This window comes from Massilia sp. Masssp94 (assembly GCF_059491305.1).
Genome location: NZ_CP168501.1, coordinates 6,859,103 through 6,884,079, shown reverse-complemented (window position 1 = coordinate 6,884,079; position 24,977 = coordinate 6,859,103). Strand labels below are relative to the sequence as shown.

Annotated in this window: 20 protein-coding genes; 6 read left to right on the top strand and 14 right to left on the bottom strand. The window is 65.9% G+C overall.

The features are described 5' to 3' along the window. Positions 1 to 7: 7 nt before the first annotated feature. The 5 genes from ACEN9G_RS30165 to ACEN9G_RS30145 all read right to left on the bottom strand — a co-directional run bounded on the left by ACEN9G_RS30165 (position 8) and on the right by ACEN9G_RS30145 (position 8,611). Complete coding sequence (locus tag ACEN9G_RS30165; RefSeq protein ID WP_483127451.1) at positions 8 to 1,240, bottom strand: SGNH/GDSL hydrolase family protein; 1,233 nt, start codon at positions 1,238 to 1,240, stop codon at positions 8 to 10. 82 nt (positions 1,241 to 1,322) lie between these two features. Further along, on the bottom strand, positions 1,323 to 2,171 hold the full coding sequence (serB, locus tag ACEN9G_RS30160) for a phosphoserine phosphatase SerB (RefSeq protein ID WP_413338116.1): 849 nt from the start codon (positions 2,169 to 2,171) through the stop codon (positions 1,323 to 1,325). Between the two features lie 22 nt (positions 2,172 to 2,193). Continuing rightward, positions 2,194 to 5,643 (bottom strand): transcription-repair coupling factor, encoded by a 3,450-nt coding sequence (mfd, locus tag ACEN9G_RS30155; protein ID WP_413338118.1) that lies wholly within the window; start codon positions 5,641 to 5,643, stop codon positions 2,194 to 2,196. 122 nt (positions 5,644 to 5,765) lie between these two features. Next, the gene (locus ACEN9G_RS30150) at positions 5,766 to 6,059 is read right to left on the bottom strand and encodes a hypothetical protein (RefSeq protein WP_413338120.1); all 294 of its coding nucleotides are present in this window, start codon (positions 6,057 to 6,059) and stop codon (positions 5,766 to 5,768) included. A gap of 182 nt (positions 6,060 to 6,241) precedes the next feature. Beyond that, complete coding sequence (locus tag ACEN9G_RS30145; protein ID WP_413338121.1) at positions 6,242 to 8,611, bottom strand: penicillin-binding protein 1A; 2,370 nt, start codon at positions 8,609 to 8,611, stop codon at positions 6,242 to 6,244. A gap of 180 nt (positions 8,612 to 8,791) precedes the next feature. Here ACEN9G_RS30145 and ACEN9G_RS30140 point away from each other — a divergent pair, with 180 nt between their 5' ends. Further along, on the top strand, positions 8,792 to 11,047 hold the full coding sequence (locus ACEN9G_RS30140) for an OPT family oligopeptide transporter (RefSeq protein WP_413338123.1): 2,256 nt from the start codon (positions 8,792 to 8,794) through the stop codon (positions 11,045 to 11,047). Here the strand turns inward: ACEN9G_RS30140 and ACEN9G_RS30135 are convergent, their stop codons facing one another. Beyond that, the gene (locus ACEN9G_RS30135) at positions 11,048 to 11,941 is read right to left on the bottom strand and encodes a LysR substrate-binding domain-containing protein (protein WP_056131778.1); all 894 of its coding nucleotides are present in this window, start codon (positions 11,939 to 11,941) and stop codon (positions 11,048 to 11,050) included. It abuts the gene before it with no gap. 136 nt (positions 11,942 to 12,077) lie between these two features. On the opposite strand from ACEN9G_RS30135, the gene ACEN9G_RS30130 reads away from it, so the two are divergent. Then, entirely contained in the window at positions 12,078 to 13,007 is a 930-nt protein-coding gene (locus ACEN9G_RS30130; protein WP_413338126.1) for an NAD-dependent epimerase/dehydratase family protein, read from the top strand. A 47-nt stretch (positions 13,008 to 13,054) separates the two neighbouring features. On the opposite strand, the gene ACEN9G_RS30125 is transcribed toward ACEN9G_RS30130, so the two are convergent. Next, the gene (locus ACEN9G_RS30125) at positions 13,055 to 14,557 is read right to left on the bottom strand and encodes a peptide MFS transporter (RefSeq protein WP_056131783.1); all 1,503 of its coding nucleotides are present in this window, start codon (positions 14,555 to 14,557) and stop codon (positions 13,055 to 13,057) included. A gap of 235 nt (positions 14,558 to 14,792) precedes the next feature. Between ACEN9G_RS30125 and ppnN the strand changes: the two genes are divergently transcribed. Further along, the gene (gene ppnN / locus ACEN9G_RS30120; protein WP_413338128.1) at positions 14,793 to 16,163 is read left to right on the top strand and encodes a nucleotide 5'-monophosphate nucleosidase PpnN; all 1,371 of its coding nucleotides are present in this window, start codon (positions 14,793 to 14,795) and stop codon (positions 16,161 to 16,163) included. Positions 16,164 to 16,319: 156 nt separating this feature from the next. On the opposite strand, the gene lysS is transcribed toward ppnN, so the two are convergent. From lysS to prfB, 3 genes are all read right to left on the bottom strand, one after another. After that, complete coding sequence (gene lysS / locus ACEN9G_RS30115) at positions 16,320 to 17,861, bottom strand: lysine--tRNA ligase (protein WP_413338130.1); 1,542 nt, start codon at positions 17,859 to 17,861, stop codon at positions 16,320 to 16,322. A 13-nt stretch (positions 17,862 to 17,874) separates the two neighbouring features. After that, the gene (locus ACEN9G_RS30110; protein ID WP_413338131.1) at positions 17,875 to 18,528 is read right to left on the bottom strand and encodes an HAD family hydrolase; all 654 of its coding nucleotides are present in this window, start codon (positions 18,526 to 18,528) and stop codon (positions 17,875 to 17,877) included. 4 nt (positions 18,529 to 18,532) lie between these two features. Then, a protein-coding gene (gene prfB / locus ACEN9G_RS30105; protein ID WP_413338133.1) for a peptide chain release factor 2 occupies positions 18,533 to 19,637 on the bottom strand; the annotation gives its coding sequence in 2 pieces (ribosomal slippage) (positions 18,533 to 19,555 and positions 19,557 to 19,637; 1,104 coding nt in all). 77 nt (positions 19,638 to 19,714) lie between these two features. Here prfB and ACEN9G_RS30100 point away from each other — a divergent pair. Then, positions 19,715 to 21,721 (top strand): bifunctional 2',3'-cyclic-nucleotide 2'-phosphodiesterase/3'-nucleotidase, encoded by a 2,007-nt coding sequence (locus tag ACEN9G_RS30100; protein ID WP_483127450.1) that lies wholly within the window; start codon positions 19,715 to 19,717, stop codon positions 21,719 to 21,721. A 5-nt stretch (positions 21,722 to 21,726) separates the two neighbouring features. Beyond that, positions 21,727 to 22,056, top strand: coding sequence for a hypothetical protein (locus ACEN9G_RS30095; protein WP_483127449.1), 330 nt, complete (start codon positions 21,727 to 21,729; stop codon positions 22,054 to 22,056). Here ACEN9G_RS30095 and ACEN9G_RS30090 read toward each other — a convergent pair whose 3' ends face one another. From ACEN9G_RS30090 to ACEN9G_RS30075, 4 genes are all read right to left on the bottom strand, one after another. Further along, entirely contained in the window at positions 22,057 to 22,800 is a 744-nt protein-coding gene (locus tag ACEN9G_RS30090) for a GAF domain-containing protein (RefSeq protein ID WP_413343241.1), read from the bottom strand. It lies immediately after the preceding gene. A gap of 98 nt (positions 22,801 to 22,898) precedes the next feature. Next, positions 22,899 to 23,219, bottom strand: coding sequence for a DUF2288 domain-containing protein (locus ACEN9G_RS30085; protein WP_413343239.1), 321 nt, complete (start codon positions 23,217 to 23,219; stop codon positions 22,899 to 22,901). A 13-nt stretch (positions 23,220 to 23,232) separates the two neighbouring features. Continuing rightward, positions 23,233 to 23,916: an RES family NAD+ phosphorylase gene (locus tag ACEN9G_RS30080; protein WP_413343237.1), complete on the bottom strand. Its 684-nt coding sequence runs from the start codon at positions 23,914 to 23,916 to the stop codon at positions 23,233 to 23,235. Further along, entirely contained in the window at positions 23,917 to 24,354 is a 438-nt protein-coding gene (locus ACEN9G_RS30075; RefSeq protein ID WP_413343235.1) for an MbcA/ParS/Xre antitoxin family protein, read from the bottom strand. 162 nt (positions 24,355 to 24,516) lie between these two features. Between ACEN9G_RS30075 and ACEN9G_RS30070 the strand changes: the two genes are divergently transcribed. Continuing rightward, entirely contained in the window at positions 24,517 to 24,954 is a 438-nt protein-coding gene (locus tag ACEN9G_RS30070; protein ID WP_413343233.1) for a YybH family protein, read from the top strand. Positions 24,955 to 24,977: the final 23 nt, after the last annotated feature.

Here is a 24,977-nt window from a genome sequence, read left to right as displayed (position 1 = left end):
AGGCAAACTATACACCGAACCAGCCCAACGGTATCGCTTTCGCCACGGCTTCGTAGCCGAGATCGTTCGGATGCAGGTGATCCCCGCCGTCGTAGGCCGGCAGCAGCCGCGTGGGACGGCCCGGATCGCGCAGCACGGCATCGAAGTCCGCCACGGCATCCCAGGCGCCGGACGTCCGGATCCATGCGTTGGCGCGCTGGCGCACGGCATCGCGCGCCGTCGTGAAATACGGATGGCCTTCGTACGGCAGCAAGGTCGCGCCGATGACCTGCATGCCGCGCGTGCGCGCCCGCGCGATCAGTTGCAGCCAGCCCGCTTGCAGGGATTCCGCGGGGATGGGACTTGACGCAGAACTATAGACGATGTCGTTGATGCCGATGAGGACGAACAGCCAGCGCGCGCCGGCCGTGGCCAGCACGTCGCGGTCGAAGCGTTCCAGTGCGTCGCGGCCGGACAGGAGCGCCGTCGGATAGTCCGTCAGCAGCGAATTCGCGCTGATGCCCCGGTTGACGACGGCGATGGGCGGGCTGCCGGGCAGGGTTTCGGTGCGCAGGCGGCGCGCCAGGTAGTCGGTCCAGCGGCGGTTGGCGTTGCTCGTGCTGCGCACGCCATCCGTCAGCGAATCGCCCAGGGCCACGATGGCGGACGGCGTGCCGGCGGCACTCGTCACGTCGACTTCGGTCAGGAACGGCCACGAGGCCAGCGTGCGCTGTACGGGCAGGGTGTTCGCGCCCGCGTAATTGCCGGCGGCGGACACGTAGTTCGTCTGCAGCGCGAGGTCGTGGATCGACGCCGCCTGCGTGCTGCCCGGCAGCCAGAGGCTGACGGCCAGGTCGGCCAGCGCGGGCACGGCGAAGTCAACAGGGTCGGAGACCAGCGGGTCGCCCGGTGCGACGGTGGCGCCCGGCGACCCGCCGAACGTCAGGTCGCGCCCGCTGCCGGCGACGAGGCTGGCGCCGCTGGATCGGAGGCCGATGTGCGCGGCGCCGATGCGCAAAGGCCCGCTGCCCATTTCGTTGGACAGCCGCACGCGCACGCGGTTGCCGGGGATGCTCGTGTGCACGATCAGGCGCAGCGTCTGGTTGCTGAACGTCTGCAGGCTGGCGGAGGGTGGCGGGCCGGCCGGCGCCGTGCCCCAGGTCGCGCACCAGGTGCTAGAAGACTGGGCGCGGACGGCCGGCAGCGTCAGACAGCCGGCCAGTGCCGGCAAGGCGTGGAGAAATGTGCGGCGTGACAGCATCGCGGGCTCCGTGATCGACGAGCGGACCCCATCAATCTACACATGCACACCGCATAGCCCTTGCGCCAGATCAGGAGAGGCGTCAGGCGAGGACGGCCAGCAGGCCGTCGAGGCCCGTGACATTCAGCGCCACGTCGGCCTGCGCGCGCACCACGGGCTTGGCGCGGAAGGCAACGGACAGGCCGGATACGCCCATCATCTTGAGGTCGTTGGCGCCGTCGCCCATGACGATCGCCTGTTTCGTGGCGATGCCCAGCTCGGCGCACACGCGTTCGACGGTGCGCTTCTTTTCCTCCGCGTCGACGATGCCGCCGACGACTTTACCGGTCAGCACGCCGCCGGCCGCTTCCAGCACGTTCGCGTGGGTGTAGTCGAGGCCCAGGCGCGTCTTGAGGCGTTCGGTGAAGAAGGTAAAACCGCCCGAGACGAGCAGCGTCCTGAGGCCCGCGGCCTGCACGGCCTGCAGCATCGCTTCGCCGCCCAGCGAGATGCGCAGGCGTTCTTCGTACACGCGCTCGAGCGCATCGACCGGCAACCCTTCCAGCAGCGCGACGCGGCGCGTGAGGCTTTCCGAGAAATCCAGTTCGCCGCGCATCGCGGCTTCCGTGATCGCGGAGACCTGCGGCTTGAGACCCTGCATGTCCGCGATCTCGTCGATGCATTCGATGGTGATCAGGGTGGAATCCATGTCCATCGCGACCAGCCTGAAATCGGCCAAGGTCAGGTTCGCGTCGACGAATGTCGCGTCGATGCCGGCGGCGTGGGCGGCCGCCTCGACTTGCGCTTTCAGTTCCGGCGTGAAGTCGAACCCGTCGCAGCGGAGCGCGTGCGCGTGGACTTCGGTGGTGCGTGCCGGACGGACGATGGCGGCGATCTGTGCGAGTGCGGCCTGGTCGGCGTTCGGGCCCTGGAGGACGAGCTTCTTGGACATGATTTGGTTTGCTTTAATCTATTTAAGCGAGGAGTTGTTTGATGGTCTGCTTGACCTGGTTCACGCGCGCGGCCAGGTCCGGCATGCTGGCCGTGATGCGCAGCTTGTCCTGGCCGGCCAGCTTGACGTGGCGGTTCTTCTGGATCAGCGTGATGATCCTGATCGGGTCGATCGGCGGCTTCTCCATGAACTGCAGGCTGGCGGCATCCGCATGTGCGTCGATCTTGACGATGCCGACGGACTTCGCCGCGATGCGCAGGCGGTGCGTTTCGATCAGCGCCTTCACGGCATCGGGCAGCTTGCCGAAGCGGTCGATGAGTTCTTCCTGCATGTCGTCGATGCGGCCCTGCTCCTCGCAGTTCGCGAGGCGTTTGTAGATCGACAGGCGTTCGTGCACGTCGCCGCAGAAATCCGCCGGAAGCAGGGCCGGCACGTGCAGGTTGATCTCCGTCGTCGACGACAGCGGCGCGCTCATGTCCGGTTCGCGGCCGGCCTTCAGCGCCTTCACCGCTTCGTTCAGCATGTCGGAGTACAGCTGGAAGCCGATTTCGAGCATCTCGCCCGACTGGTTCTCGCCCAGCACTTCGCCGGCGCCGCGGATTTCCAGGTCGTGCATGGCGAGATAGAAGCCGCTGCCCAGTTCTTCCATCTGCTGGATGGCATCCAGGCGGCGCTGCGCCTGCTTCGAGAGCCCCAGCACGTCGTTCACGAGCAGGTAGGCATAGGCCTGGTGGTGCGAGCGGCCGACGCGTCCGCGCAGCTGGTGCAGCTGGGCGAGGCCGAACTTGTCGGCGCGGTGCATGATGATCGTGTTCGCCGTCGGCACGTCGATGCCGGTCTCGATGATCGTCGTGCACAGCAGGATGTTGTAGCGCTGGGCGACGAAATCGCGCATCACCTTTTCCAGGTCGCGCTCGTGCATCTGGCCGTGCGCGACGGCGATGCGCGCTTCGGGCAGCAGCTCGCGCAGCATCGCGAGGCGGTTCTCGATCGTCTCGACTTCGTTGTGCAGGAAGTAGATCTGGCCGCCCCGTTTCAGCTCGCGCAGGCAGGCCTCGCGGATGACGGAGCCGTCCTCGCCGCGCACGAACGTCTTGATCGCGAGGCGCTTCTGGGGTGCCGTCGCGATGACGGAAAAGTCGCGCAGGCCTTCCAGCGCCATGCCCAGCGTGCGCGGGATCGGCGTCGCGGTCAGCGTGAGCACGTCGACTTCCGCCCGGAGGGCCTTCAGCGCTTCCTTCTGGCGCACGCCGAAGCGGTGTTCCTCGTCGATGATCACGAGACCGAGGCGCGTGAACTTCACGTCCGGCGACAGCAGCTTGTGCGTGCCGATCACGATGTCGACGGTGCCGTCGGCCATGCCCTTGATCGCGTTGTTGATTTCCTTGCCGGTGCGGAAGCGCGACAGTTCGGCGATGCGCACGGGCCAGTCGGCGAAGCGGTCGGAGAACGTCTGCGCGTGCTGTTCCGCGAGCAGCGTGGTCGGCGCGAGGATCGCGACCTGCTTGCCTCCCATGACGGCGATGAACGTGGCGCGCAGCGCGACTTCCGTCTTGCCGAAGCCGACGTCGCCGCAGACGAGGCGGTCCATCGGCCGGCCCGACGTCATGTCCTGGATGACGGCGGCGATGGCGGCGCGCTGGTCCGGCGTCTCGTCGAAGCCGAAGCTTTGCGCGAAGTTCTCGTAGTCCGTGGCCGAGTATTCGAACGAATGCCCCTGGCGCGCGGCGCGGCGGGCGTACAGGTTCAGCAGCTCGGCCGCCGTGTCGCGCACCTGTTCCGCGGCTTTTCTCTTCGCCTTGTCCCACTGGCCCGAGCCGAGCGTGTGCAGCGGCGCGTCGTCGGGCGACGCGCCCGAATAGCGCGAGATCACGTGCAGCTGCGACACCGGCACATAGAGCCTGGATTCTTTAGCGTATTCGAGGTGCAGGAATTCCGTCTCGCCTTCGCCCAGGTCCATGCTGACGAGGCCCAGGTAGCGCCCGATGCCGTGATTGATGTGCACGACGGGATCGCCGATCTTCAGCTCCGACAGGTCGCGCACCATCGACTCGACCTGCGAGCCAGCTTCCTGCTTCTTCTTGCCCGCGCGCCGGCCGGTGCCCGCGTACAGCTCCGTCTCCGTGATGAACACGAGATGGCCGGCGCCTTCTTCCATCAGCTCGAAGCCCGCCTGCAGCGGCGCGACGCCCAGCACGACCTTCGCCTCCGTCGCGCGCAGGCCGTCGAAGCCTTCGATCGATGCGAGGTCCAGCTTGTACTCGCTGAAGTACTGCTGCAGGGTCTCGCGCCGGCCGGCCGACTCCGCGCAGATCATCACGCGCCTGCCCGCGGCCTGCATCAGGTACGAGCGCAGGTTCGCGAGCGGATCGTCGAGGCGGCGGTTGACGGCGATGTCGGGGACCGCTGCGGAGAGCTCGGAAGCGCCCGCCGACGGGTCGCGCGCGATGGCCCAGCGGCCGTGCGGCTTGGCCTGCACGAAGAAATCCTCGGCGCCGAGGAAGATCTCCTTCGGTTCCAGGATCGGGCGATCGCGGTCGCTCTTGAGGAATTTGTAGCGCGATTCGGTATCGAGCCAGAAGCGCTGGATGGCCGCCTCGATGTCGCCGACGAGGGCGAGGCTCGTTTCGTCCGGCAGGTAGTCGAACAGCGTGGCCGTCTCGTCGAAGAACAGCGGCAGGTAGTATTCGATGCCGGCCGACGCGATGCCGTTGCCGATGTCCTTGTAGATCGTCGACCGCGACGGATCGCCTTCGAAGCGTTCGCGCCAGCGGCCGCGGAAGGCGCTGCGCGATTGCTCGTCCATCGGGAATTCGCGGCCCGGCAGCAGGCGCACTTCCTTCACGGGATACAGCGAGCGCTGGGTGTCGGCGTCGAAGGTGCGGATCGTCTCGATCTCGTCGCCGAACAGGTCAAGGCGGTACGGCAGCGCGGAACCCATCGGGAACAGGTCGATCAGGCCGCCGCGCACCGAGTATTCGCCCGGCGACATCACCTGCGTGACGTGCGTGTAGCCGGCCAATGTCAGCTGCGCTTTCAGCTTCGCTTCGTCCAGGCTTTCGCCCTGGCGGAAAAAGAATGTGTAGGCGGCCAGGAACGACGGCGGCGCGAGGCGCACCAGCGCGGTAGTCGCGGGCACGACGAGCACGTCGCACTGGCCGTTGCGGACTTCGTGCAGCGTGGCGAGGCGTTCGGACACGAGGTCCTGGTGCGGCGAGAACGCGTCGTACGGGAGCGTTTCCCAGTCCGGCAACAGGTGGCAGGACAGCTTGCCTTCCGCGAACCAGGGAATTTCATCGAGCAGCCGCTGGCCGTCGCTGGCATTCGCGACGATCACGGTCAGCATCTGCTTCCTGGCTTTCAGCGCAAGGGCGGCGACGGCGAGCGCATAGGCATCGGCCGAGCCATGCAGCTGGGGCAGGGCGAAACGGGTTCCGGGCTTGGGAAGGTGTTTGGTGAGATCGAAGGGCATTGACGCGGTGCTGTTCGGGTTCGTCAGGACGAGCGTCCATTATAGTCGAACAACGTGCGGGCCGCCCTCGTGCCGGGTTGGCCGGAGTCGTCCGGCCCGGGTTGGCCGGACGACGGAGACGATTACTGGTTGCCGCTGGTCTGGGCAGGTGCGGGGTTGGTACCCTGGCCGGTGGCGTTCGAATTGCCGGTACCGCCGGCGGAGATGCCGGTCGGCGTCGTGCTGGAGGTGCCCGTGGCGTTGGATTCCGGCGTGCCGGTCGAGGCCGGGGCGGAGCTGCTGCCGCTGGACATCGCGCCCGACGAGGAGCTGCCGCTGGCGCTGCTGCTGTCGCTACCGCTGGTGCCGGTCGAGCTGCATGCAGCCAGGGACATGGCCATCAGGCCGCCGATCAGGAGGGCTTGGTACTTTTTCATGTTGACTCCTTTTGTAAAAGTGACGCCATCATGGGGGCACACTTTTGCGTTCGAAATAGGATGAGTTCGTACAGACGTGTAGGACTGGGCGCACGATCTCTTCCATTTGTTGCAATGCGATTGCCGGCCTGCCAATGAAAACGGGCCGCACGCGGCGGCCCGTTCGGCGCGCGAGCGGCAGCTCAGAACAGCGTATTCGACGGCTGCTGTTGCTGCGGCACCGGCTGCACCGGCTGGCCCGGCGGGACCGTGCCGTCCACCGGCTGTACGGCGTTCGGATCCGGCGCCTGGTCGAGGTCGATGCCGCCGAGGGCCGGCGTTTCCGCGAACTCGGCATACACCCAGTCGTCGTTCTCGCGCACGACGCCCTCCGGCGCCAGGCGCTCTTCCTGCTGCGGGCGCTTGGCCAGCGCCACGCGCATGTAGTCGATCCAGATCGGCAGCGCGACGGTGGCGCCGAATTCGCGCCCGCCCAGCGATTTCGGATCGTCGTAGCCCATCCACGCGACCGCGACGACGTTGCCGCCATAGCCCGAGAACCAGCCATCCACGGCGTCGCTGGTCGTACCGGTCTTGCCGGCGATGTCCGTGCGGCCCAGCGCCTTGGTCGCTTCGGCGCCCGTGCCGTAGCGGGTCACGTCGCGCAGCATGCTGTCGGTGATGAAGGCGTTGCGCGGGTCGAGCACGCGCTGTTCGTCGGTGTGTTCGGCGGGCGCCTTCGTCTCCTGGATGATCTTGCCGTCGGCATCCTCGATGCGGGCGATCAGGTAGGGCTGCACGCGGTAGCCGCCGTTCGCGAAGACCGCGTACGCGCCCGCCATCTGCAGCGGCGTCGCCGCGCCGGTGCCCAGCGCCAGCGTGTAGTTCGACGGCTGGCGCGCGAGGTCGAAGCCGAACCTGGCGATGAACTCGTGCGCATACGGCACGCCGACGGCGCGCAGCAGCCGCACGGACGGGACGTTCTTCGATTCGGCCAGCGCGCGGCGCATCGTGATCGGACCGTCCCACTTGCCGTCGTCGTTCTGCGGCGACCACGTCTTGCCGGCATCCTCGCCCGCCATGTCGAGCGGCGCGTCGAGGATGAGCGTGCCCGGCGAATAGCCCTTGTCGACGGCGGCCGAGTAGATGAACGGCTTCATGCCGGAACCGGGCTGGCGGTACGCCTGCGTCACGTGGTTGAATTTCTGGAAGTTGTAGTCGAAGCCGCCGACGAGCGCGTGGTAGGCGCCCGTATCGGCATCGATGGCGACGAAGGCCGCGGCCACCTGCGGCACCTGCGTGACGCTCCAGTTGCCTTTCGCATCCTTCGCGACGCGGATGATCGCGCCCGGCGTCAGCTTCATCTTTTCCCTGGCGCTGGACGACAGGCCGGCCTGCGCGAATTTCAGGCCGGCGCCGGTGAGGTCCACCGTGTCGCCGTCGACGGTCTCCACGCGCACCGTCTTGCTCGTGGCCGACAGCACGACGGCCGGGATCAGGCCATCGCTGGTCGGGCGCTTGCCCAGCGCGTCGCCGATCGCGTCTTCGCGCTCGACCGGATCGGACGGCAGCTCCATGCGGTCTTCCGGGCCGCGCCAGCCGTGGCGCTGGTCGTACGTGAGCACGTTGCGGCGCACGGAGGCGTAGGCGGCGTCCTGCTCGGGCTTCAGGATCGTCGTGTAGACCTTGATGCCTTTCGTGTACGCGTCTTCCTTGAACTGGCTGTAGACGGCCTGGCGCGCCAGTTCGGCCACGTACTCCGCGTGCGTGCCGAAGTCCTGGACGCCGCGCTGGTTGACGCGCAGCGGTTCGGCCATGGCCTTCTCGTATTGCGCGTCCGTGATGTAGTTCAGTGCGCGCATGCGGCCCAGCACGGCGTGCTGGCGCTCGCGCGCCCGCTTCGGATTGGCCACCGGATTATGGCGCGCCGGGTTCTGCGGCAGGCCCGCCAGCATGGCCATCTCGGCCACCGACAGCTGGTCCAGCGTCTTGTTGAAATAGATGCGTGCGGCGCTGGAGAAGCCGTAGGCGCGCTGGCCCAGGTAGATCTGGTTCATGTACAGCTCGAGGATCTCGTCCTTCGACAGGGCGGTCTCGATCTTGTACGCGAGCGCGATCTCGTTGATCTTGCGCGACAAGCGCTTTTCGCGCGACAGGAAGAAGTTGCGGGCGACCTGCATCGTGATCGTCGACGCGCCGCCGGAGCCGAAGCCGCCGCGCAGGTTCGAGCCGACGGCGCCCATCGCGCGCTTCCAGTCGATGGCGCCGTGCTCGTAGAAGCGGGCGTCCTCGATGGCGAGCAGCGATTTCTTCATCAGGTCCGGGATCTTGTTGATCGGGACAAAATCGCGGTGCTCTTCGCCGAACTCGCCGATCAGGACGTTGTCCGCCGTATAGACCCGGAGCGGGATCTTGGGCCGGTAGTCGGTGACGGCATCCAGCGCCGGCACGTTGGGCAGCACGCGGAACACCACGTAGCCGGCGACGCCGGCAATGAACAGGACGATGATTGCGGCCGCGACGGCCAGGATGGGGAGCAGGAAGCCGCGTTGGCGGCGGGGGATAGTTGCCAAAACTGAACTCTCTTGATGCGGGTCGTAAAACCCCGTTGAGGCCGTAAACACGGGCGGTTTGAGAAATTATAATCCGCTTTTCTTAACGTACGGCATGTGAGATAGTCACGCTTTCAAGGGCTGCATGGCGATCCCGGCAGTCCTGTTTGCCACTACCCACGCCTGAAGGAAATCCCTCCGATGCCCTACGATCCCCATCCGCCCGCGGTCAAACCGTATATTCCGGCGTCGGCGCATTTGCCCGAGCTGACGTGGCGCGCCCTGATCATGGGCACCGTACTCGGCATGGTCTTCGGCGCGTCGTCGCTGTACCTCGTGCTGAAGGTGGGCCTGACCGTCAGCGCATCGATTCCCGTAGCCGTCATCGCGATCACCCTGTTCGGGCTCGCCAAGAAGATGGGCGGGCGCGAATCGACGATCCTCGAAAACAGCATTACGCAAACGGCCGGCTCGGCCGGCGAATCGCTCGCGTTCGGCCTCGGCTGCACCATGCCCGCGATCATGATCCTCGGCTTCGACCTGGAGATCTCGCGCGTGATGCTCGTGGGCGTGCTGGGCGGCCTGCTGGGCATCCTCATGATGATCCCGATGCGGCGCACGATGATCGTCGACCAGCACCGCGAACTGAAATACCCGGAAGGCACCGCGTGCGCCGAAGTGCTGAAGGCGGCGGCCACGGAAACGTCGCGCGAGGCGGCCGGCGAGGTGCGCGACGCGGACTCGGACGAAGCCAGGGACGCCCGCCGGCGCGCCTTCATCATCTTCGGCGGCTTCGGCCTCGGCCTGCTGTACAAGGTGATGAACATCTCGCTGAAGCTGTGGAAGGACACGGTCAACTTCATCTTCGACGCGCCGCTGAAATCCGGTTCGGCCGGCGCCGAGATCTCGCCCGAGCTGCTGGGCGTCGGCTACATCATCGGCCCGCGCATCGCGATGATCATGGCGGGCGGCGGCGTGCTGTCGTATCTGCTCCTGATCCCGATGATCAAGTTTTTCGGCGACGCGCTGACGGTACCCGTGGCGCCGGGCACGATGCTGATCCGCGACATGAGCCCGGACGACGTGCGCAGCGCCTACGTGCTGTACATCGGCGCGGGCGCCGTGGCGGCCGGCGGTCTGATTTCCCTCGTGCGCTCGCTGCCCACGATCTGGCATGGTCTCAAGGGCGGCCTGGCCGGCATCGGTAAATCCTCGAACGTGGATACGTCGCTGCGCACGGAGCAGGACATGCCGCTGAAATGGGTGGTGATCGGCTGCCTGGCCATCATCGCCGTGATCACGTTCGCGACGCCGCTGCACATGAACGTGCTGGGCGCGCTGCTGATCCTCGTGTTCGGCTTCCTGTTCTCGACCGTGTCCTCGCGCCTGACGGGCGAGGTGGGTTCGTCGTCGAATCCGATTTCCGGCATGGCCGTGGCGACCCTGCTGTTCACGTGCCTGATCTTCCTCGTGATGGGCTGGACGGGCGGGCGCTACTACGTGACGGCGCTGTCGGTCGGCGCCATCGTCTGCATCGCCGCCAGCAACGCGGGCACGACCTCGCAGGACCTCAAGACGGGCTTCCTCGTCGGCTCGACGCCGAAGCTGCAGCAGTACGCGATCCTCGCCGGCGCGCTCGCGTCCGCGCTGATCCTCGGCCCGATCCTGCTGAAGCTGAACGACGCCGGCACCGTGTACGTGCCGGCCGCGCAGGTCGCGCCGCACATCACGACGGACGCGTCGAAGCTGACGGAGTCCGCGCAGCTGCAAGGCCCGCAAGCCGCATCCGATCACGCAACGTATAAAGTCTGGCAGAAGACGGACACCGTGGGCGGCCCCGCCGGCAAATACCTCGTGCGCGCCGACGGCTCGCTCGCCTGGCTCGTCGACCCGGGCATCAACGGCCAGTACCACACGCGGCCGGACGGCACCGAGGTCAAGAAATTCGATGCGCCGAAGGCCGTGCTGATGTCGTACATCATCAAGGGCATCCTCGACCACCAGCTGCCATGGACCCTCGTGCTGTTCGGCGTGATGGTCGCGGTCGTGCTGGAGATGTCCGGCGTCGCGTCGCTCGCGTTCACGGTGGGCGTGTACCTGCCGCTCGTGTCCACGTTGCCGATCGCGATCGGCGGCATCATCCGCTGGATGGTCGACCGCCGCAACAGCGGGCTGCCGCAGTACCAGGGCCTGAACGAGGACGAGTTGCAGGCCGCGGGCGACCGCAGCTCGGGCACCTTGCTGGCCTCCGGCTACATCGCTGGAGGCGCGCTGGCGGGCATCATCATCGCCATCACGGCCGGCGTGATGACCGGCTTCGACGATGCGATGAACAAGTGGGCCGAGGCCGCGAATCCGTTCTTCGCGGGCGCCAGCGCGGACCTGCTGTCGATCCTGCCGTATGCGGCGATCTGCGTGCTGTTGTACATCGTGGGCCGCGAGAAGGCTGCGAAATAATCAGGCGATCGTCGCCTTCATGGCCTCCATCTCCGCGACGATCCAGTCGCGGAAATGCTGGACCTTCGTCATCGCCTCCTTGTGCGGATTGACGAGCAGTCGGTACCCGTAGCCGAACGGCGCGCTCCTGCACGCGAGCTGAAGGAGTGTCCCCGCGCGGATGTCCTCGAACGCGATCCCGTACGGCACGAGGCCGATCCCCTGGCCCGCGACGGCCGCCTGCGCCAGCACGCCCCAGTGGCTGTACGTGCGCGCAAAATCGTAATCGCCTTTCAGCGCGCGGTTCTCGTTCAGCAGCTGCAGCCACGTTTCCGGCGTGCGTTCGCACAGCAGCGGGAACCGGGTCAGGTCGGATAACTGCAGGGCATCCTGGCCCTCCGCCAGCAGGTCCGGGCTGTACACGGGCACGAGCCGCTCGCGGAACAGCAGGGCGGGGTCGTCGTCGCGCACGGGGCCATAGCGGATCGCCACGTCGACGGCGTCGTCCTCGATGTCCACGGGCGTGTCGTTGGAGTCGATACGCAGGTCCAGCTCCGGATGCAGCTTGGTGAAGCGCGACATGCGCGGCACGAGCCACTTGATCGCGAACGAGTGCGTGGTCGAGATTCGAAGGACCGCTTCCTCGTCGCCCCGCTGCAGTGCCGCCACCTTGCCGCGCAGGTCGGCCAGCATGCGCGCGACGACGATCGCCAGTTCCTGCCCCTTGGCCGTCAGCGCGATGTGGCGCGGATGCCGCACGAACAGCGGAAAACCGATGGCTTCTTCCAGTTGCTTGACCTGCAGGCTGACGGCGGCGGGCGTCTTGTGCAGCTCGCGCGCGGCCAGTTTGAAGCTGCCCCAGCGCGCGGCGCAATCGAAATCGATCAGGCCCGAGAGGCTGCGCAGCGGCTTCACGCCATCCCCGAGCGTAAGTTTTTCTTATTCATATCATTTATTTTTCTCGTTTGAACAATTGCCGGTCTAGTTACAGAATATAACGGATTCACCAAAACAGTGCTACGAGCCTCGCCCACAGACTAAGGAAAACTTCATGCCCAAGAATGTCCTGGTGATCGGCGGTACCCGTTATATCGGCAAGCTGCTCGTGCAGCGGCTGCTCCGCGCCGGCCATCGCGTCACCATCGCGACGCGCGGCTATGCGCCCGACCCGTTCGGCGACCGGGTCGCGCGCGTGCGCGTCGACCGCCGCAACGAGACCGCGATGCGCAACGCGTTCGCCCATCGCGGCCCGTTCGACATCGTGTACGACCAGATGTGCTACAACCCGCTGGACGCGGCCATCGCCGTGCGCACGTTCGCGGGCAAGGTGGGGCGCTACGTGATGGCGTCCACGATCGACGCTTACCGCGCCCTCGGCTACGACCATGCGGAGCCGCTGCGCGAGAGCGACCTGGCCGTCGAGGCGCAGCGGATCGACACCGGCTATCCTTGGCATGACCCGTGCCGCGCGACCGAGTGCTATGTGGCGGGCAAGGTGCAGGCGGAGGCCTATCTCGTGCGCGACGGCTCGCTGCCCCTCGTCACGCCGCGCCTGGCGCACGTGCTGGGCGGGCCGGAAGACTTTACCGGCCGCCTCGCGCACTACGTGGAACTGGCGCGCATGAACGGGGTGCTGGAATACTCGAATCCGGACGCCGTGCTGTCCTTCATGCCGCTGCAGGGTGCGGCGGACTTCCTCGTGTGGGTCGGGATGCAGGATTTCACGGGGCCGGTCAATGCGGCCTGCGACGGCGCGCTGTCGGCAAAAAGCCTGTACGAGCGGGTCGGCGCCGTGCTCGACACGCCCGTACGCATGCGCCAGCGCGTGCCGCCGGCGGAGATGGGGCGGCTGTCGCCGTTCGACGTGCCGGGTGCCATGGTGCTGGACACGTCGCGCGCGCAGGCGCTCGGTTACCGGTTCGGCCACTGCGAGGACTGGATCGACGATACGATCCAGCTGCATGACCTGGCGTTCGTGTAAACGACAACGGCGGCCTGCGGGCCGCCGTCGATGCCGAAGCGTAGGGATTACTTCACGCCATGCATCAGTTTCTGGATCAGCGGTGCGACCAGGAACAGCAGCACGCCGGCACCGATCAGGGCCCAGAAGCCGAACGTGTAGCCGGACAGCGCCGATTCCACGGTCATGCCTTTTTCACCCGAGACCACGGAAGCGAAGATGCCCGACAGGTTGTTGCCGATACCGGTGGACAGGAACCAGCCGCCCATGCCCAGGCCCACGAGGCGGGTCGGTGCGAGCTTGGTCACCATCGACAGGCCGATCGGCGACAGGCACAGTTCACCGATGGACTGGATCACGTACACCATGAACAGCGTCCAGAACGGGATCTTGCTGTCGGCGCCGACGAGGTGCTGCAGCGCGAACATCAGCAGCAGGAAGGCGAGGCCGTTGAAGATCAGGCCCAGGCCGAACTTGCGCGGGATCGACGGGTTCTTGCGGCCCATCGCGACCCACACGGCGGCGACCATCGGCGCGCACACGATGATGGCCAGCGTGTTCACGGACTGGAACCAGCCGGTCGGGAAGGTCCAGCCGCCGAAGTCGCGGCGCACGATGTATTCGGCCAGGAACGTGAACGAGCTGCCGGCCTGTTCGAAGAAGCACCAGAACATCACGTTGAAGAAGAAGATGACGAGCATGGCGATCGTCTTGTCGCGCACCACCGCGCCGCCGCGGATGCCTTCCACCATCAGCATGATCGCGAGGATGATGAAGAGGACCGACAGCACGCCCTGCAGCTTTTCCGCGCCGAGCTTCAGCAGGAAGTACACGACCGGGATGACGAGCAGCGAACCGATGACGACGCCGACGAGGCGTACCGGATTGGCCAGAGGACCGGTGGCGGCGCCGATACCCTTCAGCATGCGGCGGCCGATCTGGAACCAGATCAGCGACAGGATCATGCCGACGCCGGCGGCGAAGAACACGACCTTGTACGCGGGCACGCCGGTCTGGCTGGACATGCTCTGCGCCAGCGCGCCGGTCAGGATCGGGGCGAGGAAGCCGCCGCCGTTGATGCCCATGTAGAAAATCGTGAAGCCGGAATCGCGGCGCTGGTCGTTGATGCCGTACAGCTGGCCGACCATGGCGGAGATGTTCGGCTTGAACATGCCGTTGCCGACGATGATCGTGGCGAGACCCAGCTTGAAGATGTCCGGGTTGGGAATGGTGATGGCGAACAGGCCGGCCACCATGAACGAGGCGCCGACGAGGATCGAGCGCTGGTAGCCGATCACGCGGTCGGCGATGTAGCCGCCGAACACGGCGCCGGCATACACGAGGGCGAGGTAGGAACCATAGGTCAGGTTGGCGTCGGCCTGGCCTGAGCCGTCTCCGCCGTAGAACTGGGCGACGATGTAGAGCACCAGGGCCCAACGGATGCCGTAGAAAGCGAAGCGTTCCCAGAATTCGGTCATGAACAGCATCCAGAGGGGCGCCGGATGGCCCATGATCTGCTTGAATTCCGGGACCGCCTTCGGTTCGGCGGTTGAAGTAGCTGCACCGCTCATGCGGTTCCTCCCCTAATCTTTTTAAGAGTGATTGTCTTTGCGTGGCCTGCGCGTCCTGGGTAAGGACCGCGGCTAGCGTCGCATTTTAGTGGAAATCGTGCATATGGGGCCAGCTTTTTACAGCTCAGCCATATGCGGAATCGGCATAAGCGAAAACGGAGACGCAAACTCGGTTGACTTGTCGTATATTGGAGCAAAAGCCACACCGATTCACAGTAGAGAAAAGGAATACACCATGAACTACGACGTTGTCGATACGCTGATTTCTCCGGAAGGCCGATTGGAAGTCCTGTCCAAGGCCGAAGTGGCCAAGCTCCTCGATACGAGCCAGGGTGGGCTCTACCAGATCTTCCGCAAGTGCGCGCTGGCGGTGCTCAACTCCGGCAGTTCGATCGACGACGGCAAGGAGCTGCTCGAGCGCTACAAGGATTTCGACATCAAGATCATCCAGCGCGAACGCGGCATCAAGCTCGATATCCGCGGCGCGCCCGCGCACGCCTTCGTCGACGGCAAGATGATCAAGGGGATCCACGAGCACCTGTTCTCGGTCCTGCGCGACATCGTCTACGTGAATTTCGAAGTGACGGACAATCCGCGCTTCGACCTCACGCGCCCGGAGGGCATCACCGACGCCGTCTTCCACATCCTGCGCAACGCCAACGTGATCCAGCCGCAGCGCAACCCGAACCTCGTCGTGTGCTGGGGCGGCCACTCGATCAACCGGGTCGAGTACAACTACTCGAAGCACGTCGGCTACCAGCTCGGCCTGCGCGAGCTCGACATCTGCACGGGTTGCGGTCCGGGCGCGATGAAGGGCCCGATGAAGGGCGCCACCATCGGCCACGCCAAGCAGCGCCTGCAGGGCGGCCGCTACCTCGGCATCTCGGAGCCGGGCATCATCGCGGCCGAGTCGCCGAACCCGATCGTCAACGACCTCGTGATCATGCCGGACATCGAGAAGCGCCTCGAAGCCTTCGTGCGCACGGGCCACGGCATCGTCGTGTTCCCCGGCGGCGCCGGCACGGCGGAAGAGATCCTGTACATCCTCGGCATCCTGCTCCACCCGGACAACGCGGAACAGCCGTTCCCGCTCGTGTTCACGGGCCCGGCGCCGGCGCGCGAGTACTTCGAGCAGATCGACCAGTTCATCGGCCTGACCCTGGGCGAGGCGGCGCAGCGCCGCTACAAGATCATCATCGACGACCCGGATGCGGTGGCGCGCGAGATGCAGCAGGGGATCCGCCAGGTGCGCGAATTCCGCAAGTCGCGCAGCGACGCGTACTACTTCAACTGGGGCCTGCGCATCGATCCGGAATTCCAGAAGCCGTTCCGCCCGACGCACGAGAATATGCGCAACCTGTCGCTGCACAAGAACCAGGAAACGCATTTGCTGGCCGCGCACCTGCGCCGCGCGTTCTCCGGCGTCGTCGCGGGCAACGTGAAGGAAGAGGGCATCCGTGCGATCGAACAGTTCGGCAAGTTCGAGATCCATGGCGAGAACGAGATCATGGCGCCGATGGACAAGCTGCTGCAGTCGTTCGTGGAGCAGAGCCGCATGAAGTTGCCGGGCAAGGAGTACGTGCCCTGCTATCGGGTGGTGCGATAACCCGAAACGTCGTTCCCGCGAAAGCGGGAACCCATACTGAGCTGATTTTTCAACCTGCGTATGGATCCCCGCTTTCGCGGGGATGACGGTTCAACGGTCGGGGGAAATAAAAAAGGCGCGGACGAGTCCGCGCCTTTTTTTTGTGATGCGTGGCGTTTAATCTTCCTTGCGCAGATGCGGGAACAGCAGCACGTCACGGATGTTCGGCGAATCGGTGATGATCATCATGAGACGGTCGATGCCGATGCCGCAGCCGCCGGTGGGAGGCATGCCGTATTCCAGCGCGCGGATGTAGTCGGCGTCGTAGTACATCGCCTCCTCGTCGCCCGCCTGCTTCGCTTCGACCTGCGCCAGGAAGCGTGCCGACTGGTCTTCCGGATCGTTCAGTTCCGAGAAGCCGTTGGCGATCTCGCGGCCCACCATGAACAGCTCGAAGCGTTCCGTGATGCCTTCGCGCGTGTCCGACGCGCGCGCCAGCGGCGACACTTCGACCGGATAGTCGATGATGAAGGTCGGTTCCCACAACTGCGCTTCCGCCGTCTCTTCGAACAGCGACAGCTGCAGCGCGCCCAGGCCCGAGATGGCGTGCGGCTTGACGCCGAACTTCGCCAGTTCCGCCTTCAGGAAGTCCATGTCGTGCAGCTGTTCGTCCGTGTAGTGCGGGGCGAACTTGTTGATCGCCTGGACGATCGTCAGGCGGTGGAACGGCTTGGAGAGGTCCAGCGCGCGGCCGCCGTACGTCAGTTCGGCGGTGCCGTGGGCGTCGATGGCGGCCTGGCGGATCACGGCTTCCGTGAAGTCCATCAGCCACTTGTAGTCGGTCCACGCGGCGTAGAACTCCATCATCGTGAATTCCGGGTTGTGGCGGATCGACACGCCCTCGTTGCGGAAGTTACGGTTGATTTCGAACACGCGGTCGAAGCCGCCCACGACGAGGCGCTTCAGGTACAGTTCGGGCGCGATGCGCAGGAACATCTGCATGTCGAGCGCGTTGTGGTGCGTGATGAACGGTTTCGCCGCGGCGCCGCCCGGGATCGGGTGCAGCATCGGCGTCTCGACTTCCATGAAGCCGTGGTCCTGCATGAAGCGGCGGATCGACGAGATCGCGGCCGTGCGTGCCTTGAACGTGCGGCGCGTTTCTTCGTTCATGATCAGGTCGACGTAGCGCTGGCGGTACTTCGTTTCCTGGTCGGCGAGGCCGTGGAATTTGTCCGGCAGCGGACGCAGGGCCTTGGTGATCAGGCGCAGGGTCGTGACCTTGACCGTCAGTTCGTCGGTCTTGGTCTTGAACAGCGTGCCCTCGACGCCGAGGATGTCGCCCAGGTCGTAGTGGCGCAGCGCTTCCATCGCTTCCTCGCCCGTGTTGTCGAGGGTGACGTAGATCTGGATGCGGCCGTCGGCGCGCAGGCCCGACGCATCCTGCAAGGTCGCGAACGCGGCCTTCTTGCCCGCTTCGCGCTTGAGCATCATGCGGCCGGCCAGCACGACCTGCTGCGGTTCCGCCTCCAGCTGTTCGCGGGTCCAGCCGCCGAACTGCTCGGTGAGATCGGCCGCCTTGTGCTGCGGGACGAAGTCGTTCGGGAACGCGATGCCTTTTTCGCGGATCGCGGCCAGCTTGGCGCGACGCTCGGCGATGATCTTGTTGTCCTCGGCCGCGAGAGTCGACGGCTCGTTTTGTTCTTGGTTTTCGGTGCTCATATCAGATATCAGTCTAGTTTGGGTTCAACAGGCTGGCGGCATCCAGGTCTTCGTAGTGCTCCACGATGCGCACGATATTGTCGAATTCGCGGAAGGCCTCGGCGGGCAGGGTGGTCGTGATGACGACGGCCTTCATGCCGGCGCGGCGCGCCGCTTCCACGCCCATCGGCGCGTCTTCGAACACGATGCAGTCGCGCGGGTCGACGCCCAGCTTCTCGGCCGCTTTCAGGAATACGTCCGGATGCGGCTTGCCGCGCGCGACGTCGGCCGCGCCGACGACGGCGTCGAAATGGCGGCGCAGGTCCAGCTCGTCGAGCGTGAAGACGATGTTCGCGGGCGGGGCGGACGTCGCCACCGCCAGCTTCACGCCTTGCGCGCGTGCGGCCGTCACAAAAGCCTCGAAGCCCTGGATCGCGCTGCGGTGCGGGCCGTACATCTCGCGGTACAGTTCATCCTTTTCGTGCGCCAGCACGGCGATCTCGTCGTCCGTGATCTCCGGGCCGAGGCGTTCGCGCAGGATCTCGCGACCCTGCGCGCCCGCCGTCTCGCGGAAGAACGCGTCGGCGTCGTACGTCTTGCCGTGGCGCTCGAAGAACGCCAGCCAGGAATCCGTGTGGAACGCCATGTTGTCGACGATGGTGCCGTCCATGTCGAAGATGAAGGCCATCGGCTTACACCCCTTGCTTCAGCGAAGCGGAGATGAAGTCGTCGAGGTCGCCGTCCAGCACGTTCTTCGTGTTGCCGGTCTCGAAGCCGGTGCGCAAGTCCTTGATGCGCGACTGGTCGAGGACGTACGAACGGATCTGGTGGCCCCAGCCCACATCGGTCTTCGAATCTTCCAGCTTCTGCTGCTCGGCCATGCGCTTGCGCAGTTCCAGTTCGAACAGCTTGGCGCGCAGCATGTCGAACGCTTCGGCCTTGTTGCGGTGCTGCGAGCGGTCGTTCTGGCACTGCACGACGATGCCCGACGGGGCGTGCGTCAGACGCACCGCGGAGTCGGTCTTGTTGATGTGCTGGCCGCCCGCGCCGGACGCGCGGTACGTGTCGATGCGGACGTCGGCCGGGTTGATGTCGATTTCGATCGATTCGTCGACTTCCGGGTACACGAAGATCGACGAGAACGACGTGTGGCGGCCGTTGGCGGAGTCGAACGGCGACTTGCGCACGAGGCGGTGCACGCCCGTTTCCGTGCGCAGGTGGCCGTAGGCGTATTCGCCTTCGACCTTGATGGTAGCCGTCTTGATGCCGGCGACCTCGCCCTCGGACAGTTCCATCACCTCGGCCTTGAAGCCCTTGCGCTCGCAATAGCGCAGGTACTGGCGCATCAGCATCGACGCCCAGTCCTGGGCCTCGGTGCCGCCGGCGCCGGCCTGGATGTCGATGAAGCAGCTGGCGTGGTCCATCGGATTGCTGAACATGCGACGGAATTCCATCGCCTCGATGACCTTCCTGATTTCCCCGGCATCGCCTTCGACCGCTTCGATCGTGGCGTCATCGCCTTCTTCGCGAGCCATCTCGAACAGGTCGGCCGCGTCCGTCAGGTCGGCGCGCGCCTTTTCCAGCGTGAGGACGACGCCTTCCAGCGCCTTCTTCTCGCGGCCCATCTCCTGGGCGCGTTTCTGGTCGTTCCAGATGGCGGGGTCTTCCAGCTCCTGGTTGACCTGCTCTAACTTCTCCGCTTTGCGGTCGAAGTCAAAGATACCTCCGAAGTTCGGCTTCACGGCTGGTCAGGTCGTTCAGCAGGGAGGAGAGGGCATTGATGCGTTCAGCTTCCATGGTCTGTGGCAATTTTCTGTGGTTGAATCGAACCGGAGATTATACCTTAGTGCGCGCATGCTTTATGATGCGAGCCCATGACGCGCCACCTTTCCCATCTGTTCCGCCTGCTGCCGCTCGCGGCCATGGTCTCCGCCAGCGCCGCACCCGTGCCGGCCGGCACCACCGCCACGCTCGCGATCCTGGAGACGACCGATATCCACGCGAACGTCGTCGGTTACGATTATTTCAAGCTGGCGGCCGACCCGTCACTGGGCCTGGACCGCACGGCGACCCTGATCGCCCAGGCGCGGCGCGAGTTCCCGAATACGGTGTTGCTCGACAACGGCGACACGATCCAGGGCAGCGCGCTGGGCGATTACCAGGCCGTCGTCGCGCCGGTGAAATGCGGCGAGCTGCTGGGCATCCACAAGGTGATGAAGCGGCTCGGCTATGACGGCGGCGGGGTCGGCAACCACGATTTCAATTATGGCCTCGGCTTTCTCGGCCAGGTCACGGGCAACCGTTTCGACGTGCCCGGCGTGCCGCGCGCGAAGAAGCCATGCGCCGGCCCCGGCTTCCCGATCGTGCTGGCCAACGTCGTGAGCGTCAGGACGCACCAGCCCCTGTTCGCGCCGTACCGCATCATCGAGAAGCGCGTGCAGGCCGAGGACGCCGCCGGCAAGCCCGTCGAGGCAACGGTCAAGGTCGGGATCATCGGCTTCACCACGCCCACGATCCTGTCCTGGGACAAGCGCTGGCTCGAAGGCCGCGTCACCACGGAAGGCGTCGTCGAGACGGCGCGGCGCTACATACCGGAGATGCGCAGGAAGGGCGCCGACGTGATCGTCGCGATCTCGCACGGCGGCCTCGATGCGAGCCCGTACTCGCCCACGATGGAAAACGGCAACTACTACCTCGCGCAGGTCCCCGGCATCGACGCGCTGCTGCTGGGCCACGCGCACCAGCAGTTCCCGAACCCCACGAGCACGGCGGCGCAGTTTAATCTCCCGAACGTCGACAAGGCGCGCGGCACCGTGTTCGGCGTGCCGACCGTGATGGCGAGCCTGTGGGGCAAGCACCTCGGCGTGATCCGCTTCGACCTGCGCCACGACGGCAAGGGCTGGACGATCGCCCGTGACAATACCGTCGTCGAGACGCGCGCCACGCAGCGGGCGGATAAATCGTACGTGGCAGCCGACCCGGCCGTGCTCGACCTCGTGCGCGCCGAGCACGAGGCGACGATCCGCTATGTGAAAACGCCGGTCGGCAGCACGGACTTCCGCATGTCGACGTATTTCGCCGACCTGGGCGATCCGTCGGCGCTGCAACCCGTCAACGCCGCGCAGGCGGATTACGTGCGCGCCTATGTGAAGGCCAGCCTGCCGCAGTACGCGAACCTGCCGGTGCTGTCCGTGTCCGCCGCGTTCAAGGCCGGCGCGGCGGGACCGGGCGATTACACGGACGTGGCGCCCGGCAGCCTCGCGCTGAACAACGCGGCGGACCTCTACCTGTACCCGAATGCGCTGTACGCCGTCAAAGTCGACGGTGCGGCGTTGACGGCCTGGCTGGAAAAGGCGGCGCACCGTTTCAACACCATCGACCCGGGGCGCACCGAACCGCAGGAACTCGTCAACGGCAGCTTCCCCAGCTATAACTTCGACACGGTCACCGCCCCCGGTCTGCATTACGAGATCGACGTGACGCGCCCGCCCGGCCAGCGCATCGGCAACCTCGAGTGGCAAGGCAAGCCGGTGGCCAGCGGGCAGGCGTTCCTCGTCGCGACGAACAACTACCGGGCGAGCGGCGGCGGCAACTTTCCGGGCCTCGACGGCAGCAAGACGGTGATCGCGTCGCCGGACACGAACCGCGACGTGCTGATCGCCTGGATCCGCGCGCACAGGCGGCTCACGCGGGCGGCCGACGGCGCCGCGCGCAGCTGGCGCTTCACGCCCGTGACGACGGCCGGGCCGGTCGTGTTCCACGCGCCGCCGGGCAAGCTGGACCTGGCGCGCGCCGCAGGCATCGACAACGTCACGGAATTGCGCGCGGACGACGGCCAGGGCAAGGGCTTCGCGCTGTACGCGGTCGACCTGTCGAAATGAAGAGAATGTTCGCAGCCATGCTGCTGTGCGCGCTGGCGCTGCCGGCGTTCGCGGACGCGGACGCCGACGCCGCGCGGCGCCGCCTGCAACAACGGGCGGAGGGCGGCGAACCTGCCGCGATGTTCCTGCTGGCGCACATGCTGGCGGACGGAGAAGGCGGGCCGCCCGACGCCGTGGCCGCGCGCGCGTGGCTGGCGCGGGCGGCGGAGCTGGAGTACCCGGAGGCGTTGCAGGAGCTGGCGCTGACCGAGCCGGACCCGCAGCGGGCGGACATGCTCATGCGCGCGGCCGCGCACGCGCTGGCCCACCGCGCGCACGCGGCAGACCGGCATTGATCAGTTGCGGCTGTTGCGGCCCGTGGCCTGGATCTCGCTCGAGGCGATCTCGGCCAGGTCGATGAGACCTTGCACTTCGGCCGCGCGCAGGCGGCGCGGTTCGCGGTCGATCACGCACAAGGTGCCGAGCGGCTGGCCGGACTTGTCGCGCAGCGGCACGCCGGCATAGAAACGGATGTGCGGTTCCTGCAGCACGAGCGGATTCGTGCGGAAACGCTCGTCTTCCATCGCGTCTTCGACGACGAACAGCTCGTTTTTCAGGATCGCGTGCGAGCAGAACGCCCAGTCGCGCGGCGTCTCGCGGGCGGCGAGGCCGACCCGGGCCTTGAACCACTGGCGGGTCGACGTCAGCAGGGAGATGAGGGCGATCGGCGAGCCGGTCACCATCGAGGCGAGGCGGACGAGGCGGTCGAAGCGGGCTTCCTCGTCGGTGTCGACGAGGCCGGTGGCGGCCAGCGCGGCGAGGCGCGCACGTTCGTTGGCGCCGATGGGGTAACCCGGCTGCGGCGCCGGCTGGTATTCCTTGTCCGTGCTGGGATTCGGGGTCGACCGGGCCTGGTCGTCGCCATGCATCAGGCCTTGCACGAGGGAGAGGCGCGTGCGGCGGTGTCCGCCCGGCGTCTTCCACGATTCGATCGCGCCGCTTTCCATCCAGATCTGCACCGTGCTCGTCGCCACGCCGAGCAGGCGCGCGACTTCGCTCGTGGTCAGGATCGGATCGTCTTCTTGTAAGTTGCTTTGCATAAACTTCCTCACTTCACGCCAGTATAGCGGATTCGGAGGGATCACATTTCCTAAAAACTAGTTGCTCCAAGGTAATGTGTTTGCTGGCCAACACTTTCTCAGTGAACGGCGTGCTTTTCCGGCTGCACCAGCACGAACGGGCTCACGACGGACGCCCACAGAAGGGTGTCGGACGCCTGCCAGGTGCTCGCCTGCACGTCGGATACCTTGGCAACCTTGCCTTCGTTCATCCAGCGGTTGATGGCGTCCTTGTCATCATGGGCGATGCGCAGGGCGATTTCGACGAGGTCCAGTTCTTCGCTCACATACACGACGGCACCGTGGGCGAAATGGCGTTCGAGTTCGGACCAGTGCACGCGGGCGGTCTCGCGGTTGATCTTGTCGTGCAGTTCGGTGTCTTTGAGCGGATCGGTTTTCATGGTGATGTCTGATTCAGAGGGGTTCGATGGCGGGAAGCGGCGAACCCGCCCATGTTAACCGATATGCATGGCCCTTGCGGACATTGCCGACCAATGCGGGGCGGAAGCATGCGAGATTCGTGCCCTCGGGCCGCCGCACGCTCGGGTAGATGACGCCCATCGAACCCGCCTCCAGCAGCTCCGCCGCCAGCGCCTGCGATGCGACGTAGCTGTCGGCCGCGAGGCAGTCGTCCCAGGTATCGGCGCCGCGCAGGTCGTGGAAGCTGGCGCTGAAATCGGCCAGCAGGGCCTGGTAACTCACGCTGTCGTCGAAGCGGCCGATTTCCTGGTATTCGACGGCCTTGTGGAACGCCACCTCGGCCAGCGCCGTCTCGATCTCGAACGCGCAATACCACGCGCCCCGTTCGCCGTCGTTGAAACGGCTGCCTTCCGGCCGCGCATACGTGTAGGCCGCGTTGATGATGCGGAAGTTCGGCACGCCGAACACGAGTTCGTCGACGCCGATCCCCGGCAGCAGGCCGGACTCGCCGCGCAGGCGGTCGTTGGTGGCGTTGTCGAGGTCGAACAGGTCGCGCAGCATGCCATCGTCATCGGCGAGCGGGGCCAGCACCGAGTCTTCGAGGTCGGCGAAGCGCGACGGGATCAGGCGGCACGTATCGAACCGCCGCAGCGCGGTCAGGCGCGGGATGAGTTTCACTCACAGCCCTCCGCGGCGGGCGTCGAGCAGGCGGCGCACGGTCTGCATCGCCAGCAGGCCGCCGCCCAGCATGCAGGCCAGCGGCGTGCGGCCGTTGAAGATGGGATTGGTGTTGGGGAGGTGGATCCATTCGTCGGCGAGCTTGTCGCCGTACAGGATGTGCAGGGCTTTATAGATGCCGAGCAGGTAGGAGATGCGCGTGATGCGGTCGACTTCCAGCACCCGCGCGGGGTGCTTCTTCCATTCGTAAAACGAGGACGACGACAGGCCGCCGAGCAGCTCGCGCGCATCCTCGTCGCGGATCTGCCAGGCGCCGGCCAGGCGAAAGAAACCTTTCAGGGCCGATTCCGACAGCCGTTCGCGCTCGGAGCGGGCGGACAGGTCGACAAGAACCGCCGGTTCGAACCGGCTCTTGGGGTAGGCGTAGGCGAAGCTCATGAGGAATCCTCCGGTTATGGATTATATATACTCCGCTTTCGGACATCGTGCAAGCATCTTGTACAAACCGTACTGCCGTGCCAGAATTCAAGGCTTGTCAAATCATCATCCTGGTAAACGACGTTAAAGGGGGGCGCGATGCGTCTGCTGTCGATTGGGGTCATGTGCATCAGCACGCTGATGCTGGCTATGGCGAGCGCGGCGCGGCCGTCGCACGACGAGCTGAAGAAACAGGTGGCGGACACCGAACGTGCCTTCGCCGCGACGATGAAGGCGCGCGACCACGCCGCGTTCACATCCTTCCTGGCCGAAGAGGCCATCTTCTTTGCCGGCCCGACCCCGCTGCGCGGGCGCGAGGCCGTCGCCAATGCGTGGCGCAAGTATTACGACGGCGAACGCGCGCCATTCTCGTGGGAGCCGGAGCAGGTGGAAGTCGTGGATTCCGGCACCCTGGCCTATAGCGGCGGGCCTGTCTACGATCCCAGCGGCAGGGTGGTCGGACGCTACAACTCGATCTGGCGGCTGGAAGCGCCGGGGCGGTGGAAGATCGTGTTCGACCGGGGCGAGGCGCCGCCCTGTCAGTGCGGCAAGAAAGAGTAGTCGCCCCGCTCAACATTGTGACT